Source organism: Collinsella sp. AM09-41, from assembly GCF_003473245.1.
Lineage (GTDB): Bacteria > Actinomycetota > Coriobacteriia > Coriobacteriales > Coriobacteriaceae > Collinsella.
Genome location: NZ_QRMJ01000001.1, coordinates 551,006 through 565,075 on the forward strand (window position 1 = coordinate 551,006; position 14,070 = coordinate 565,075).

The window sequence follows — 14,070 nt, forward strand, 5'->3', positions numbered from 1 at the left end:
TCGAGCGTGGAAAATCCCCCACTTTGAACTCGTATGGGCACCAAAAGCGGGAGATTATCCACGATCATTCTATTAGGAGTCGCAACCGCTACAACTCTACGACCTCAACGTTGCTGTAGATCTCGTCCCAGCGGTCCATGATCAGGTGGCCGGTCTTGGGATCCATGGCGTTGAGCTTACCGCAGGTATTGGCGGTCTTGAGCACCGTGACGTCGTCGGCACCAGCAGCAATGGCATGCGCAAAACCGGCGATGGTCGAGTCGCCGGAACCCGTTGCGTTCACAGCCGCAATCGCGGGCGTCTTGGCGCGGAACGCGCGACCCTCATGGAAGCCCACCGAACCGGCAGCGCCCATCGAAACGACAACCCAGGGAATACCGGCAAAGCGGCCATCGGCGGCAAGCGCCTCGCGCAGGGCATCGACATCATCGGTCGTAAAGGACGTACCCAGTAGGCCGTTAATCTCGGTCAGGTTGGGCTTTACGAGCTCGGGCTTAGCGTCGGACTCCAGCGCTGCCTCCAGCGATGCACCCGAGGTGTCGAGCAGCACCTTGGCGCCCGCCTCCTCGGCGATCTTGACGAGCTCGGCATAGTAGCCGGCATCGACGCCACGCGGCAGCGAGCCCGAAAGCGTCACAACGTCCGCCTTCGCCGCGAGCTCGGCGAACTTGGCCGTAAAGGCCTCGAGCTCGGCCGGGGCGATCTGCGGGCCGCTCTCCAGCAGCTCGGTCTGATTACCCTCGTGCAGAATATTCAGGCAAATGCGCGTCTCACCGGCGATGGGCACAAAGTCGTTCTTGACGCCGTCGGCATCCATAAGCTCGGCCATATAGGCACCCATGTGGCCGCCAAGCAGACCAGTCGCGAGCACGTCGTCTCCCAGTTGCAGCAGCACACGGCTCACGTTGAGGCCCTTGCCGCCAGCGGTCTTTTCGGGCGTGACGCGGTTAACGTCGTCAATGATCAGCTTGTCGAGCTGATAGCGCGTATCAATCGACGGGTTCATGGTGACGGTCAGAATCATATTGAACTCCTGTTCCGGGGCGGCATGACCCGCCCCAAACATACGATAACTCGTTAAAGGATCTCGATCTCAAAACCGCGAATGACGGTCTCCCCCGGCTTGGCAACCAGGCAGCCACGCTTGTGCTCCAGAATATCGTCCTCATCGGAGCAGGTAGACAGGCCGCCCCACGGTTCCACGGCCACAAAGTCACCCTCGGGCTTGCTCCACACAATCAGGTATGGCATATCGGGGAACGTCAGGCGCACGCCCTTGTCCTCGGTTTTCTTGGTCAGCGTAACCACGCGGCTCTCGAGCACGTCAAAGATGGTCTCCGCGAAGTCGAAGAGTTCGTGGGCAAGCGGCAGGTTCTGGTCGATCATGGGGTTCTTACTGCGATGCTCAACATCAATCAGGCCCGTCGAGGGAACGGCAGTACAGAGCTCGGCGGCCTCACGCTGATCAAAACGAAGCTCATAGTCGTCATAGGACTCGTCCTCGTCGAGCGGGCACTTAAAGCCGGGGTGGCCACCCACAAAGAACGGCATGTCCTCGGTGCCCTCATTGGTCACCTCGTACGACACGGCCACCTTTGCCGCATCGATCGTGTAACGAGCAACGATCTTAAACGGATACGGGTACTGCTCGAGCAGCTCGGCATGGTCGGCAGAGCTTAGGCTCAGTGCAACCATGTTGTCGCTCTGTTCCTCGAGCTTCCACTCCTGTTTGCGCGCAAAGCCGTGGCGGGCGAGCCTAACCTCGCGGCCGCCCATGGTCATTGCGTGACCGTCGCGAAGGCCGCCGCAGATCGGGAAACAAATGGGTGCCTGGCCCGACCAGACCGCCGGGTCACCCTGCCACAGGTACTCACGGCCGTTGGCCGCAATAGAAGTGAACGATCCGCCAGCCGTGCTCAGTGCTACGCGGATAGAACCGTTATCAAGAACAAACTCCATAGGAGCCTTCCCTTTCTTACGACAGCCCGCCAAGTCAGTGGGGCTGATAGAAAACCGGCCCGCGCCCCCTCACAGAAACGCGAGCCGTCAATTGAAAAGCTGCAGAATGCCGGGGGCCGCCAAAACGAAGCACTCAAGCCAAGCAAGCAAACGTGTTATCGGAGCAACTTGCCATACCAGAACGCTTCGCAACAACAGCGGTAACCCCACAGGTCACTCAGACATCAGCGAGAAGCCAGCTGGCGAGGCAAGGTGCCGTGAAGCGAGACGGCATTGACCTTCTGGTCATGCCGTCGAAGCTGAGCGGCAGATTGCCCGCCAGATGGCTTCGCAGCGTCGACCGGTCCGGCGTTTGTTAAAACGCCGGAACCCCCTTAGTCGTGATACTCGCCGCGGTCCCACTTCTCGAGGAACTCGTCAAAGAAGTGCGGGTCAGCCTGAGCCTCGGCGTCGGCCTTATTGCAGGCGTCGATCTTGGCAATCAGGGCGTCGTGCTCGGGAGTCTTCTCGTAGGGCTCCTCCAGGAAGGCAAGCATGATATCGGCCATCAGGAACTCGCCGGTGATCTTGCCGCCAAAGCCCACGATGTTGGCGTTGAGCTCGCGACGGGCATACAGGGCAGAGGTCATGTCGCGAACCAGGGCGCAGCGAGCGCCGGGAACCTTGTTGACGGCGTTGGTGATGCCGATGCCGGTGCCGCACAGGGCCACGCCAAAGTCGGCCTTGCCGCTGGCAACAGCCTCGCCCACGGCCTTACCGTAGATGGGATAGTGCGTACGGGTGTGGCTGTAGGTGCCGCAGTCGAGCACCTTGTAGCCAGCCTGCTCCAGGCGGTCGGCCAGATAGATCTTCTCGTCCGTAACGATATGGTCGCAACCGATTGCGATGGTCTTCTTCATCAGAACGTCCTTTCGTCTGAATTCACAAGTTGAGATAGAAGTTCGAGTTCTCGGTGGCTCTCGTTAGGCCATCTTGTTGAGCATGTCGACACGGATCTGGTGACGGCCGCCGGCGTACTGGGCGCGCAGGAACTCGCGGGCGATCTTCTTGGCGACCTCGGTGCCCACAACGCCCGGGCCCATGGTGACCATGCGCGAGCCGTTGTGCTCGCGGGTCATGTAGGCGGAACGCTCGTCGGAAATGTTGGCGACGACCATGCCCTTGATCTTGACGGCGGCCATATAGGAGCCGACGCCGTACTTATCGAATGCGAAGCCCTGGGAATCCTTGTGCTCCAGCAGGTCCTTGGCAACGGCGGTCGCGGAATCGACAAAGTCCGCAGCAGGGGTCTCGGAATAGTCGACGACCTCGTGACCGTCAGCGATGAGCATCTCCTTGATGGACTCCTTCATCGACATACCGTCGGCATCGGAAGCGATTACAACCCTCATGACATCCTCCTTGAGAGATACGCAGGTGCGTAGTTTCTGTTTGGAAGTGTTGAATCGCGCTCAGGTCCGGGCATCTGAATGTGCGGTTCTTCACTGTTCATGTTTATTTGAACACATTCGAACATAGGTTGCAACCATTATTTGTTTAACTTTGTTCTTTTTTGAACAAATACCGTTTACGGTTGATTGCCGACCGTTTGAGCCCGGCGCAGACGTAGCGACCATGTCTTCAACAAACAAAAGGGCGGCCGAGAACGTGTCTCGGCCGCCCTTCTTACGGTTGATCTTCCAAAGATCGCTTTGCCGCCTACTCAGACTGCCCGCTCTTCTTGGCATGTTTGGACGGAGCGCTCAGAAAACGTCCCGTTAAATAGTTCGCCGGGCCGGAAATATCGATCCCCAGCAGCGTGTGCCCCAGCCACAGAAACGCCGCGAGCACCAGCAATGGAATAACGCACGAAGTCACAATCATCACGATGACGCCTTCGATCAGATCGGTCACCTGTTGCACAATCTCATCGGTCATCTGTTTGGCGCCGTTGGTCACCGACGCGACAAGACCCGAGGCACCGTCGGCAAGCTGCTCAAGCACGTTCTTGGATTCTGTGGACTCGGACTTTTTCTTGCTCGTTTTGGAGCTATTGCCGTCTGCCGCACCCGCAGCGTCGGCCGCCTTTTGCTCGGCCGCTTCGATGCTCACCCGATACGTCTCGTCGACCTTTTGCGACACCCATACGCTTGCAGGCACCAAGGCCATGCCGATCACGGCAACCACCAGCACGCGGGTCGCCACGCGGCGCAGGACAGCGCTCGTGCTCCAGCGTCCGTGAATGCCAAGCGAGACCGCAAAGAGCACCAGCGCAAACGGGATTAAGATGCCCAAGCCAACCGACCACAAAATCGTGAGCAAATATTTCTCTAGGTAGAGCACGGCAAGCACGATGCCCAAGTTACCCGAAAGCTGCGCGAGCTGCTCGGCAACCGGCGTTCCCGTATCACCCGGCAGCGCGGTAATGCCCGCAGACAGCGCCACGCACGAGGTCGTGAGCGCCAAAACGTTGCCCTTCTTTTGGTCGATGACCTCGATGGTGGAGTCCCATGTTTTGGTATCGGCAAAATGCGGACGAGCCACAAAGCCCGACAGCAGCGCCAGTACCACGAGTGCAACGATAAAGCCAATCTGCAGCTTTTTGTTTGCGCACACGACATCGGACAGGCTGGGCTGCAGCTCGGTTACCGTCGTGTGCTCGGTTATCTGGACAGGACGCCCATGAGCCATCTCGTGCGCGTCTCTTTTTTGTATTGACCCGTTATCCGGCATTTGGATGCCTCCTCATTCCGGCCTGTATTGCGGTGGAAAGTATACCCACCCATCGAAAAACCGAACGGGAGGGCGTGCAGAAGCTCCATAACGCTGCTAGTCGAATAGTGCCATTTCAAAACTATGCCGGTTTACTACGATAAAACCGATAGGACCGACCACATTTGCTATTAGCAGAAAATGACAAGCTTTCTACCTGCGGCTTTGATAACGCTGTTCTTTCCATAGTTGAAAGAATGCGATTCATCGTAGTAAACCGGCATAGTTTTGTAACCGACAGACCGAGTCGGCACCGCAGCAAACCTAATGACCCGGTTTCTTCCATCCTCAAAGGATCGAATGCATGGCAGGAGTGTCCCAAACTGCCGGCAGATAAGGAACGTCCCCAAGTGCCGGGTAAACAGAAAAGCCCTGCCGCGGGTAGCGGCAGAGCTTTTGGAAGGGGACTTGGTTGTGAGAGCTCGTTAGGCGAGCTTAGCCTCGAGTGCGGCGATGCGCTTATAGGCATCGATGGTAAAGCGGGTCTGCTTCTCCAGGATCATGGTGGTCATGAGAGTGTCCTGAGCGTGAGCCATGATGAAGGTCATCTCCATCTCGCCGCCGCCGGCCTCCTGCGAAAGCAGCTTGGTCTGCGTGTCGTGGGCGCCGATAAGTGCATCGCTGGCATCCTTGTGCAGCTGCTCGGCCTTCTCAAAATCACCCTCGCGAGCAGCATCGAGCGCTGCAAGCAGATCGGTCTGGGCGTCGCCCGCGTATGCGACAATCTCAAATCCAACCATCGAGATTTCTTCTTTGGTTGCCATATTGCGTTCCTTTCACATATGAACCAACGGAGAGCATCGCGTCCGGGCATACGCGCTGCGCTGTGTATGGCAGGAACATTAACATTCAAACAAAAAAGAACAGCGCAAAACGTAATTTCGAGCTATGAACGGTTGCTTTTCACCCGTGAACGGTTTTTAAACCAATCTGAACATTCTCAAACACAATTAGCGGCAACCCAAACAGGTCCGCACCCTAGCGTATATCGCGCACCGTATCGCCCTCGACGAGCACACCCGGAAACAGCATGTGCTCCACACCGGGTGCAGCGCCCTCGGCGCCGGCAATCTTGTCGACCGCCCACATGCCGACGCGCTTGTTGTCAAAGCGCACCGTAGTCAGGCGACGATCGGGCACGATATCGCCCAAACTATCGTCAACACCCACCACGCTTACGTCCTGGGGCACGTGCTTCCCGCGCGACTCGAGCCCGCGAATGCAGCCGTAGGCCATGGCATCGTTGGAAGCATAAATGGCTGTGCAGTTCGAATCGTCCGCAAGCACCTGGCCGGCGGCATATCCGCTCTGTGCCGTCCAATCGCCACGGACGAGTCGCGGCGGCTCAATACCATGCGCGCGCAATGTCTCGCGCCAGCCCTCCTCGCGACGCATGCCCGAAAGCGAGCGCTCGGGGCACGAGATAAAGTGCACGGTCTTGTGCCCCTGCTCCAGCAGGTACTCGACCACCTGGCGCGAGCAATCGAACTGGTCGTTATCGACTGTTGAACAGAGCGGGTGCTCCAGCATGGTAACGAGCACCGTCTGCATACCGGGCAGCGGCTCGAAGGTGCCAAAGTCCGCCGGCATGCGATTCATGATCACAACCATGCCATCCACCGGCAGCGCGCTCATGCGCGACGATGCGCTCTCGAGGGTATACGGATGCCCGTCTACTTTAGTGAGGGTGATGGCATAGCCATGTTTGTCGGCCGCGGCGGCAAAGCCCTCCATACGGTCGAGGTTGCCGGTGCCGGTAATGTTGAACATGGCGACGCCGACGGTCTTAAACTTGCCGCGGCGCAGCGATCGACCGGCAAAATTGGGGCGATACCCCAGCTCGCGCATGGCGGCGCGCACGCGCTCCTTGGTCTCGAGGCGCACGCTGGGCGAATCGTGCACCGTACGCGAGACTGTCTGCTCCGAGACGCCCGCGAGACGCGCCACGTCCTTAACGGAAACCGATTTTTTAACAGCGGCCATAGGTCGATCTTTCTATGTCAACGATGCCATTGAAGACATCCTGCGCAGTCATTTTGAACACCTTTAAGTATATCCAACGCCTCCCCAACGATACGCTTACCACCCAAAACCTACCGTTCACCGACAATTCTGCTTCCCCGAGCGGCTTTTGTCGCCCAAATGTTAACGTTGCCATTGTGCAAACACAGAGCCACCGGGCGGCTCAAACGTTTACGCGCAAGGAATCGACGGTCCACAGGCACAAGGGCCACCGGTTCGCGTCTTTTTTTGTGCCGCAAAATGGCAACGTCAACATTTTGGCAACCGAACGTCAAAAGCTACCATCGTTGCTAACCCACCGACTCTTAGGAGCATTGCATGGAGCAACTCATCGCCATCATCGAAAAGGGCCAGCCCTTTTTCAACGCGATCGCCCGCAACAAGTACCTCAAGGCGATCCGCGACGGCTTTATCTCCGTCATCCCCATCATCATCTTCTCGTCCATCTTCTGCCTGGTAGCCTCGGTCCCCAACATCTGGGGTTTCTACTGGCCCGATGACATCAACAACGCCCTGTGGAAGTGCTACAACTACTCCATGGGCATTCTGGCCATCGCCTGCGCCGCCACCACGACCAAGCACTTCGCCGACGCCCAGAACCGCGATCTACCCAAGAACAACCAGATCAACTTCATCTCGTGCATGTGCGCAGCCATCATCGGCTTCTTGCTCCTTTCGAGCGACACGATCGCCACGGATGCTGCCAGCGGCTTCAACACCACCTACCTTGGTTCCAAAGGCCTGTTGACCGCCTTTATCGCTGCGTTTGTGACCGGCATCATCTACAAGTTCTTCATTAAGCGCAACATCACCGTCAAGATGCCCGAGCAGGTTCCGCCCAACATCTCGCAGACCTTTAAGGACATCATCCCCTTCTCCGTCTGCATCACCGTCTTTTGGGTCTTTGACATCGTCTTCCGCGCTGCCTTTGGCTTCTGCTTTGCCCAGGGCGTCATCCAGGTGTTCCAGCCCCTGTTCACCGCCGCCGACGGCTATATCGGCCTCGCTGTGATCTACGGCGCTATGAGCCTCTTCTGGTTCGTCGGCGTCCACGGCCCCTCGATCGTCGAGCCCGCCATCGCCGCCGCTCTCGTTGCCAACATGACCGACAACCTGGCTGCATTCCAGGCCGGCGAGCACGCCACCGCCGTCCTGACGCAGGGAGCCCAGTACTTCGTCGTCTGCATGGGCGGCACCGGCGCCACGCTCGTCCTGGTCTTTATGTTCTGCTTCCTGGCCAAGTCCCAGGAGATGCGCGCCGTCGGCAAAGCAGCCATCGTCCCCGTGTGCTTTGCCGTCAACGAGCCGCTGCTGTTCGCCGCGCCTATCGTGCTCAACCCCGTCTTCTTTGTCCCGTTTGTCTTTGCCCCGATCGCCAACATCTGGATCCTCAAGGTCTTTATCGACTTCTTGGGCATGAACGGCTTTATGTACACCCTGCCCTGGACCGTCCCCGGCCCCATCGGCACCATCATGGGCCTGGGCTTCCAGCCGCTCGCCTTTGTGATGCTCGCCATCATCCTAGTCATCGACTTTGCCCTGTACTACCCGTTCTTCCGTGCCTATGACGCCCAGAAGTGCGCCGAGGAGGCCGAGATCTCCCAGGAGGAGCTCGCCGCCAAGAACGCCGAGAAGGCCGCCAAGCTCAACGACGCCTTCCAGGGTAAGGCCGACGCCAAGAGTGTTGCCGCCGGCGCCGCTGCCGAGGTCGTAAAGACCGACGCTGCCCCCGCTGCTGCCGCCACCGAAGCTACGGCCGCCAGCGACCTCAACGGCAAGCGCGTACTCGTGCTCTGCCAGGGCGGCGGCACTTCGGGCCTGCTCGCCAACGCACTGGCCAAGGCCGCCAAGGAGCGCGGCATCGATCTTGAGACCGCCGCCGATGCCTATGGCAACCACGTGGACATGCTTCCCGACTTTGACCTGGTCGTCCTGGCCCCGCAGGCCGCCAGCTACCTGGCCGACCTGCAGAAGGACTGCGAGCGCGTGGGCAACAAGTGCGTCGCCTGCCGCGGTAAGCAATACATCGAGCTCTCCCAGAACGGCGACAAGTCTCTCGCCTTTGTGAGCGAGCAGCTGTCGAAGTAAGTAACGCTTAGGGCCAGCCGACTATCCAAGACCGGCTGGCCCTTCGATTTAAACGATTGGATCATCATGTCCGTTAACCCTGCCAGCGTCACCAACCCGCCCGCGCAGTTTCCCGAGGACTTTGTCTTTGGCGGCGCCACCGCTGCCTACCAGGTAGAAGGCGAGACCCGCACCCACGGAAAGGGCAAGGTCGCCTGGGACGACTTCCTGGAGGCCCAGGGCCGTTTCTCCCCCGACCCCGCCTCCGACTTCTACAACCAGTACCCCGTCGATCTGGAGCTGTGCGAGGAGTTCGGCATCAACGGCATCCGCCTCTCCATCGCCTGGAGCCGTATCTTCCCCGAGGGTACTGGCAAGGTAAACCCCGAGGGCGTGCAGTTCTACCACGATCTCTTTGCCGAGTGCCACAAGCACCACGTTGAGCCGTTTGTCACGCTGCATCACTTTGACACGCCGCTGCCCCTCTTTGAGAAGGGCGACTTCCTCAATCGCGAGACCATCGACGCCTTTGTGGACTTTGCCACCTTCTGCTTTAAGGAATACGCTGACCAGGTGACCTATTGGTTCACCTTTAACGAGATCTGGGCTGACGCCTCCAACACCTACATCGAGGGCACCTTCCCCGGCGGCGTCAAAGCTCATCTGGCCGAGGCCTTCCAGTGCGAGCACAACATGATGCTTGCCCACGCCAAGGCTGTGCTGGCCTTCCACAACGGCGGCTTTAAGGGCAAGATCGGCGTCATTCAGTCGTTGGAGTTCAAGTACCCGCTCAACGAGAACGACCCCGCCGACATCAAGGCCGCCAACAACGAGCACGTGCTGCAAAACCAGTTCCTGCTTGACGCCACCTTCCGCGGCGACTATGCCCCCGACACCCTCGAGTGCGCCAACCGCCTGGCTGCCGTCTCGGGCGGCACCATCGAGATCCTGGACAAGGACCTCGAGATTATGCGCGAGGCCGCGCTCTACAACGACTACCTGGGTGTCAACAACTACCAGTGCCGTTTCCTCAAGGCCTACGACGGCGAGAACGACCTGCACCACAACGGCACGGGCGAGAAGGGCACCGGCCGCTGGCGCGTCAAGGGCATTGGCGAGCATGTGAACAAGCCCGGCATCCCCACCACCGACTGGGACTGGATCATCTATCCCGAGGGTCTGTTCGATCTGCTCGTCTACATTAAACAGCGCTACCCCAACTACAAGCAGATTTTCATTACCGAAAACGGTATGGGCTACAAGGACCCCTACAAGGACGGCTTTGTGGACGACCAGCCGCGCATCGACTACATCGAGCAGCACCTGCGCTGGCTGCTTAAGGCCATGGAGGTGGGCGTCAACGTGGGCGGCTACTTCCTGTGGAGCCTGCAGGACCAGTTCTCCTGGACCAACGGCTACAACAAGCGCTACGGCTTCTTCTACGTAGACTTTGAAACCCAGAAGCGCACGCCCAAGGCAAGCGCCTACTGGTACAAGCACGTGGCGCAGACCCGTCGTCTGGACTAGTGGCTTGCAGTTGGCGTAATTGCCCTGCTCACATAACTTGTCCCCATTTCTCAGCCGGGGGCGGCACGTCACACGGCGCGCCGCCCCCGGCCTTTGTGTTTGGGCGGACCGGGAGCCGTTTGTCTCGATCTGTAACATCTGACCCGCGGTTTCGGCCCCAACTGTTACAGATCGAGATGAACACACAGGGCAATCCTCTCAGTCTCAATCTGTAACATCTAGCTAAGTTTTTGGGTCCTAGTTGTTACAGATCAAGATGAACGCACGAGCCAACCCTCTCAATCTAAATCTGTAACATCTGGCGGGTTATTTCTCCCCTACCTGTTACGGATCGAGATGAATAGATTAGACCTAGCCTAAAAATCTCAACCTGTAACACGTAGCCGAGTTTTTCAGTCCTAACTGTTACAGATCGAGACAAACAGGCCGAGCAAGCTACACCCGTAGGTCTTTCACGCTGGAGCATTCGACCAGCACGCCCGAAACAAGCGTACGGCTTCTGGAGCTCGGGGCTTCTAGGCACGCAACGACCTCGTCGGGCGCACGGACACCCAGTCCGCGGTGACGGAACTTCACCGACATATCCCGAAAACTCGATCCCCGGCTTAGCTTGCGCGCATTATCACAATAAACCCCCAACGATACACGGTCCTGCGGTTCAATGAGCCACAGGACCGCATGCCGTCGATCAGATAAAGATCGTCATATACAGAGGTAGATATATCCTATGCCCTTCAGCCCTGAGCTGTTTTGGGTGAAGAACTATCTCTTCTCCGACTCGTCGTTCGAATCGTCTGCCGAAATCGTCAAGCGAGATTGTTGAATACGATTTGGAAGATTTAACTTCAACAGGAGTGACCCGCGGTTTTCCAGCCGCGTCTTCAAAGCCGCGCGAAACAAGAAAATCAATTTCACGCGTTCTGGGCCGACTCCCCTCTGTTTTGGAAGGCTCCTGCCAGCTGTAATAAAAAAGCGAATGCCCCAGACTCTTAAGCTGCTGCGCCACGATGTTCTCGATTAGCATTCCTTTATTAATTGAAATTCTTCCAAATTGAATGTCTCTATGAACATCCATAAGGTCCGGACCATCATCAAACGCCAAGCTCACGAGCAATCCCGTGTCCGCCATATAGCATTTAAGCGAAGACGCGTCCTCGTGCAGGCGGTAACCCACGCTCGGATCACTGCATAAATAGCAACGGTTAATCAGTCGCGCATCCTCAAGCCAGATTAACGCCGACTCATATGTCTCAAAACGGGACCCCTTCTCCAAGCTGTCAAATTTGAACCGTTTATTTGCCGCAGATAATTGACCCGGAATATCGTCATAAACCGCCCGCGCACGTCTAGCGTCCGAACCTCCAAACTTGGCAATGTCCTCCCTGTACAGTGCGATAATCTGCCGTTTAACCCTGTCGCATCCTCTAAAATCATTCTCTGCCACAAAGGAGTCGACCGACTGAGGCATACCACCGACAAGCATATACTCATCAAATAATCTCATGCACGTCGCATGAACGCCGTCCGGAAGCGCGGTCCGAGATTCGCGCCCTTTACGGATCTCTTCTGCATAAAGATCTTTTCCGGTCGCCCAAAGATACTCCTCAAAATCGAGGGGCTCGAGAGGGATCCTTTCTTCCTCTGACGGTATGACAATGCTATCGACATTCTTTTTGATGGAGACAAGAGAGCCTGTCTCGATGTAATCAAATCTGCCGTCTTCTACAAGATGCTTTATGTATTCGCGCGCGATGGGAAACCGCTGCACTTCATCAAAAATGACCAGCGACTCTCTCGGTTCGAGGGCCTTACCATACTGCAGCTGAAGCATGCGTAAAAAAAGATCGACATCTTCACGATGGTTCAGAAATATATCGAGCGTGGCTTTGCTAGCAGCCGAAAAGTCAATGTACAGATAATCCTTGTATTCATTTTGCGCGAAGCACTTGACGAGCGTCGTTTTGCCAACGCGTCTTGCACCCTCAATAAGCACCGCAGTGCGCCCTTGCGAGCGTTCTTTCCACTCCTGCAGACGATCATATGCCTTCCGTTTAAACATAATCTCACCTCAGCATAATTTACGTGCTAGTTTACAAAAATACCGACCTTCAGATATATCTAATAATACAAAAATACCGAGCTTTAAATGAGCTTATAGCTACAAAAATACCGACCATTGCAATGGTTGAGACATACAGTAATACCGAGCTTTACGCATAACGGATGCTATGCCTCACCGTCTCGATCTGTAACACTAAACCCGGTTTTGGACGTCTACCTGTTACAGATTGAGACAATTCAACGATGCCGACTATTCGATACGGCGTGGTACAATTATGTCCCAATGCGAAGGAGATACCTATGCCCATCTGTGTGCCCGTCCGAGACATGAAGGACACTGCCACATTCACCGCGCTTGTTGAGTCCGAGCACGACGTCACCGTAACCAAGAACGGCTACGAGGCCATGCACTGCATCAGCAGCGACCAATATCGCCTCATGCAAGACGAAATCGCCAAAGCCAAGCTGCTGTCTCGTATAATGCTGGCAGAAAACGAGATATCGCAAGGCGACTATAGCGACTATGACACCTTCGCGACCTCGATACGAGACAAATATGGCCTATAACGTCGTAATACTCAAAAGCGCGCGATATGAGTACGAGAGTATCGTCGGATACCTTGCCCAAATCCTCAAGAATCCGCGCGCAGCGGGCAATTTTGTCACTGAGTTTGAATATCAACTTGATTTGCTTCGCGAGCAGCCGCTCCTACGACCTCTCTCACACATGCAAGAGCTGGCGGCACGTAATTACCGATCGTTTCCCGTCAACAACTACACCTGTCTTTACAAGTTTGAGCGCGAAACAATCTATATCGCCCACGTCTTTCACCAGTCACAGGACTACGCCCGCCTGGTCTAGCACGGCGGCACTCGCTAGCAAATGACTTGCGTGTGCTCCTCGATGGCAGTGCGGTCCTCGGCGGCGATACCCGGCTCACACACCACAGCGTCCAAATTGTCCAGGCGGCAGAAGGTGTAGAAGTCGCGCTTGCCGATCTTGCTGGAGTCGGCGATCAGGTAGCGCGAGTCGGCCTTGCTAAAGGCGAGCTGCTGGATACGGCCCTCGTCCATGTTGGACGTAGACACGTCACCGTCCAAGATGCCGTTGGCGCCGATAAACGCCGCATCGATGCCCAGCGCGCGCAGGGTATCCTCGGCCGTTGGTCCCACAAAAGCGGCGGTGCGGCGACGGTACATACCGCCCACGAGGCACAGCTCGCAGTCTTCGCGCGCCTCGAGCAGGTTAAACACCGAAAGCGAATTGGTCACAATGCGCAGGCGAAACGTCGGCAGCATCGAGGCCATCTGCTCAACCGTGGTGCCCGTGCCCAAAAAGATGGTCGAGCCCTCCTCGATAAGCTCCACAGCACGGCGCGCAATCTGCAGCTTTTCCTCGGCATGCTTAGTGCGCTTTTCGCTGTGCGAATACTCATGGCGCAACATAGCGTGCGGACGGCCCTGTGCACTGCGGGCTCCGCCGTGCACGCGCTCAATCTCGCCTAGGCTCGCAAGTTCTTCGAGGTCGCGGCGAATCGTCATGTCCGAAACGCCCAACGCATCCGAAATCTCTTTGACCGAGACCGTGCCCTGCTCCTCGAGCAGCTGACGAACCTTATCCTGTCGCTCTGCCTTAATCACGATGAATCCTCGCCGTTCTTTGCGCGCATATCATTCAAACAG

14 protein-coding genes are annotated in these 14,070 nt (G+C 57.1%); 4 read left to right on the forward strand and 10 right to left on the reverse strand.

The features are described 5' to 3' along the window. Positions 1 to 88: 88 nt before the first annotated feature. From DW112_RS02440 to DW112_RS02470, 7 genes are all read right to left on the reverse strand, one after another. Positions 89 to 1,024, reverse strand: a complete 936-nt coding sequence (locus tag DW112_RS02440; protein WP_117629913.1) for a hexose kinase — start codon at positions 1,022 to 1,024, stop codon at positions 89 to 91. A gap of 53 nt (positions 1,025 to 1,077) precedes the next feature. Further along, a complete protein-coding gene (locus tag DW112_RS02445) occupies positions 1,078 to 1,959 on the reverse strand; it encodes an aldose 1-epimerase family protein (RefSeq protein ID WP_117629878.1) in 882 nt (293 codons plus the stop codon). Positions 1,960 to 2,333: 374 nt separating this feature from the next. Then, positions 2,334 to 2,858, reverse strand: a complete 525-nt coding sequence (lacB, locus tag DW112_RS02450) for a galactose-6-phosphate isomerase subunit LacB (RefSeq protein ID WP_006234831.1) — start codon at positions 2,856 to 2,858, stop codon at positions 2,334 to 2,336. Positions 2,859 to 2,921: 63 nt separating this feature from the next. Further along, the gene (lacA, locus tag DW112_RS02455; protein ID WP_006234830.1) at positions 2,922 to 3,350 is read right to left on the reverse strand and encodes a galactose-6-phosphate isomerase subunit LacA; all 429 of its coding nucleotides are present in this window, start codon (positions 3,348 to 3,350) and stop codon (positions 2,922 to 2,924) included. Between the two features lie 307 nt (positions 3,351 to 3,657). Next, positions 3,658 to 4,671, reverse strand: a complete 1,014-nt coding sequence (locus DW112_RS02460; RefSeq protein WP_147330253.1) for a hypothetical protein — start codon at positions 4,669 to 4,671, stop codon at positions 3,658 to 3,660. Positions 4,672 to 5,135: 464 nt separating this feature from the next. Continuing rightward, entirely contained in the window at positions 5,136 to 5,474 is a 339-nt protein-coding gene (locus DW112_RS02465) for a PTS lactose/cellobiose transporter subunit IIA (RefSeq protein ID WP_089572387.1), read from the reverse strand. Between the two features lie 214 nt (positions 5,475 to 5,688). Further along, complete coding sequence (locus tag DW112_RS02470) at positions 5,689 to 6,693, reverse strand: LacI family DNA-binding transcriptional regulator (protein ID WP_117629880.1); 1,005 nt, start codon at positions 6,691 to 6,693, stop codon at positions 5,689 to 5,691. Between the two features lie 357 nt (positions 6,694 to 7,050). Here DW112_RS02470 and DW112_RS02475 point away from each other — a divergent pair, with 357 nt between their 5' ends. Next, on the forward strand, positions 7,051 to 8,820 hold the full coding sequence (locus tag DW112_RS02475) for a PTS transporter subunit EIIC (protein WP_118328256.1): 1,770 nt from the start codon (positions 7,051 to 7,053) through the stop codon (positions 8,818 to 8,820). A gap of 66 nt (positions 8,821 to 8,886) precedes the next feature. Next, positions 8,887 to 10,326, forward strand: a complete 1,440-nt coding sequence (gene lacG / locus DW112_RS02480) for a 6-phospho-beta-galactosidase (protein WP_117797501.1) — start codon at positions 8,887 to 8,889, stop codon at positions 10,324 to 10,326. A 435-nt stretch (positions 10,327 to 10,761) separates the two neighbouring features. On the opposite strand, the gene DW112_RS09925 is transcribed toward lacG, so the two are convergent. Both DW112_RS09925 and DW112_RS02485 read right to left on the reverse strand, forming a co-directional pair. After that, entirely contained in the window at positions 10,762 to 10,908 is a 147-nt protein-coding gene (locus DW112_RS09925; RefSeq protein WP_158549314.1) for a hypothetical protein, read from the reverse strand. 106 nt (positions 10,909 to 11,014) lie between these two features. Beyond that, positions 11,015 to 12,385 carry an ATP-binding protein gene (locus DW112_RS02485; RefSeq protein WP_117797502.1) on the reverse strand — a complete coding sequence of 457 codons (1,371 nt, stop codon included), beginning with the start codon at positions 12,383 to 12,385 and terminating at the stop codon, positions 11,015 to 11,017. A gap of 302 nt (positions 12,386 to 12,687) precedes the next feature. Here DW112_RS02485 and DW112_RS02490 point away from each other — a divergent pair, with 302 nt between their 5' ends. Together DW112_RS02490 and DW112_RS02495 are read left to right on the forward strand one after the other, a co-directional pair. Beyond that, on the forward strand, positions 12,688 to 12,954 hold the full coding sequence (locus DW112_RS02490; protein WP_117640149.1) for a type II toxin-antitoxin system Phd/YefM family antitoxin: 267 nt from the start codon (positions 12,688 to 12,690) through the stop codon (positions 12,952 to 12,954). Beyond that, on the forward strand, positions 12,944 to 13,249 hold the full coding sequence (locus DW112_RS02495) for a type II toxin-antitoxin system RelE/ParE family toxin (RefSeq protein ID WP_158549313.1): 306 nt from the start codon (positions 12,944 to 12,946) through the stop codon (positions 13,247 to 13,249). Before DW112_RS02490 ends, DW112_RS02495 begins: the two co-directional genes overlap by 11 nt. 14 nt (positions 13,250 to 13,263) lie before the next feature. On the opposite strand, the gene DW112_RS02500 is transcribed toward DW112_RS02495, so the two are convergent. Continuing rightward, positions 13,264 to 14,028, reverse strand: a complete 765-nt coding sequence (locus DW112_RS02500) for a DeoR/GlpR family DNA-binding transcription regulator (protein WP_233503117.1) — start codon at positions 14,026 to 14,028, stop codon at positions 13,264 to 13,266. Between the last annotated feature and the right edge of the window lie 42 nt (positions 14,029 to 14,070).

What these genes read in the sequence shown, in the direction of transcription:
- DW112_RS02485 (WP_117797502.1), bottom strand. Translation starts at nt 12,385, where the DNA reads ATGTTTAAACGGAAGGCATATGATCGTCTGCAGGAGTGGAAAGAACGC.
- DW112_RS02490 (WP_117640149.1), top strand. Translation starts at nt 12,688, where the DNA reads ATGCCCATCTGTGTGCCCGTCCGAGACATGAAGGACACTGCCACATTC.
- DW112_RS02460 (WP_147330253.1), bottom strand. Translation starts at nt 4,671, where the DNA reads ATGCCGGATAACGGGTCAATACAAAAAAGAGACGCGCACGAGATGGCT.
- DW112_RS02440 (WP_117629913.1), bottom strand. Translation starts at nt 1,024, where the DNA reads ATGATTCTGACCGTCACCATGAACCCGTCGATTGATACGCGCTATCAG.
- DW112_RS02475 (WP_118328256.1), top strand. Translation starts at nt 7,051, where the DNA reads ATGGAGCAACTCATCGCCATCATCGAAAAGGGCCAGCCCTTTTTCAAC.
- lacG (WP_117797501.1), top strand. Translation starts at nt 8,887, where the DNA reads ATGTCCGTTAACCCTGCCAGCGTCACCAACCCGCCCGCGCAGTTTCCC.
- DW112_RS02465 (WP_089572387.1), bottom strand. Translation starts at nt 5,474, where the DNA reads ATGGCAACCAAAGAAGAAATCTCGATGGTTGGATTTGAGATTGTCGCA.
- DW112_RS02495 (WP_158549313.1), top strand. Translation starts at nt 12,944, where the DNA reads ATGGCCTATAACGTCGTAATACTCAAAAGCGCGCGATATGAGTACGAG.
- DW112_RS02470 (WP_117629880.1), bottom strand. Translation starts at nt 6,693, where the DNA reads ATGGCCGCTGTTAAAAAATCGGTTTCCGTTAAGGACGTGGCGCGTCTC.
- DW112_RS02445 (WP_117629878.1), bottom strand. Translation starts at nt 1,959, where the DNA reads ATGGAGTTTGTTCTTGATAACGGTTCTATCCGCGTAGCACTGAGCACG.
- lacB (WP_006234831.1), bottom strand. Translation starts at nt 2,858, where the DNA reads ATGAAGAAGACCATCGCAATCGGTTGCGACCATATCGTTACGGACGAG.
- DW112_RS09925 (WP_158549314.1), bottom strand. Translation starts at nt 10,908, where the DNA reads ATGTCGGTGAAGTTCCGTCACCGCGGACTGGGTGTCCGTGCGCCCGAC.
- lacA (WP_006234830.1), bottom strand. Translation starts at nt 3,350, where the DNA reads ATGAGGGTTGTAATCGCTTCCGATGCCGACGGTATGTCGATGAAGGAG.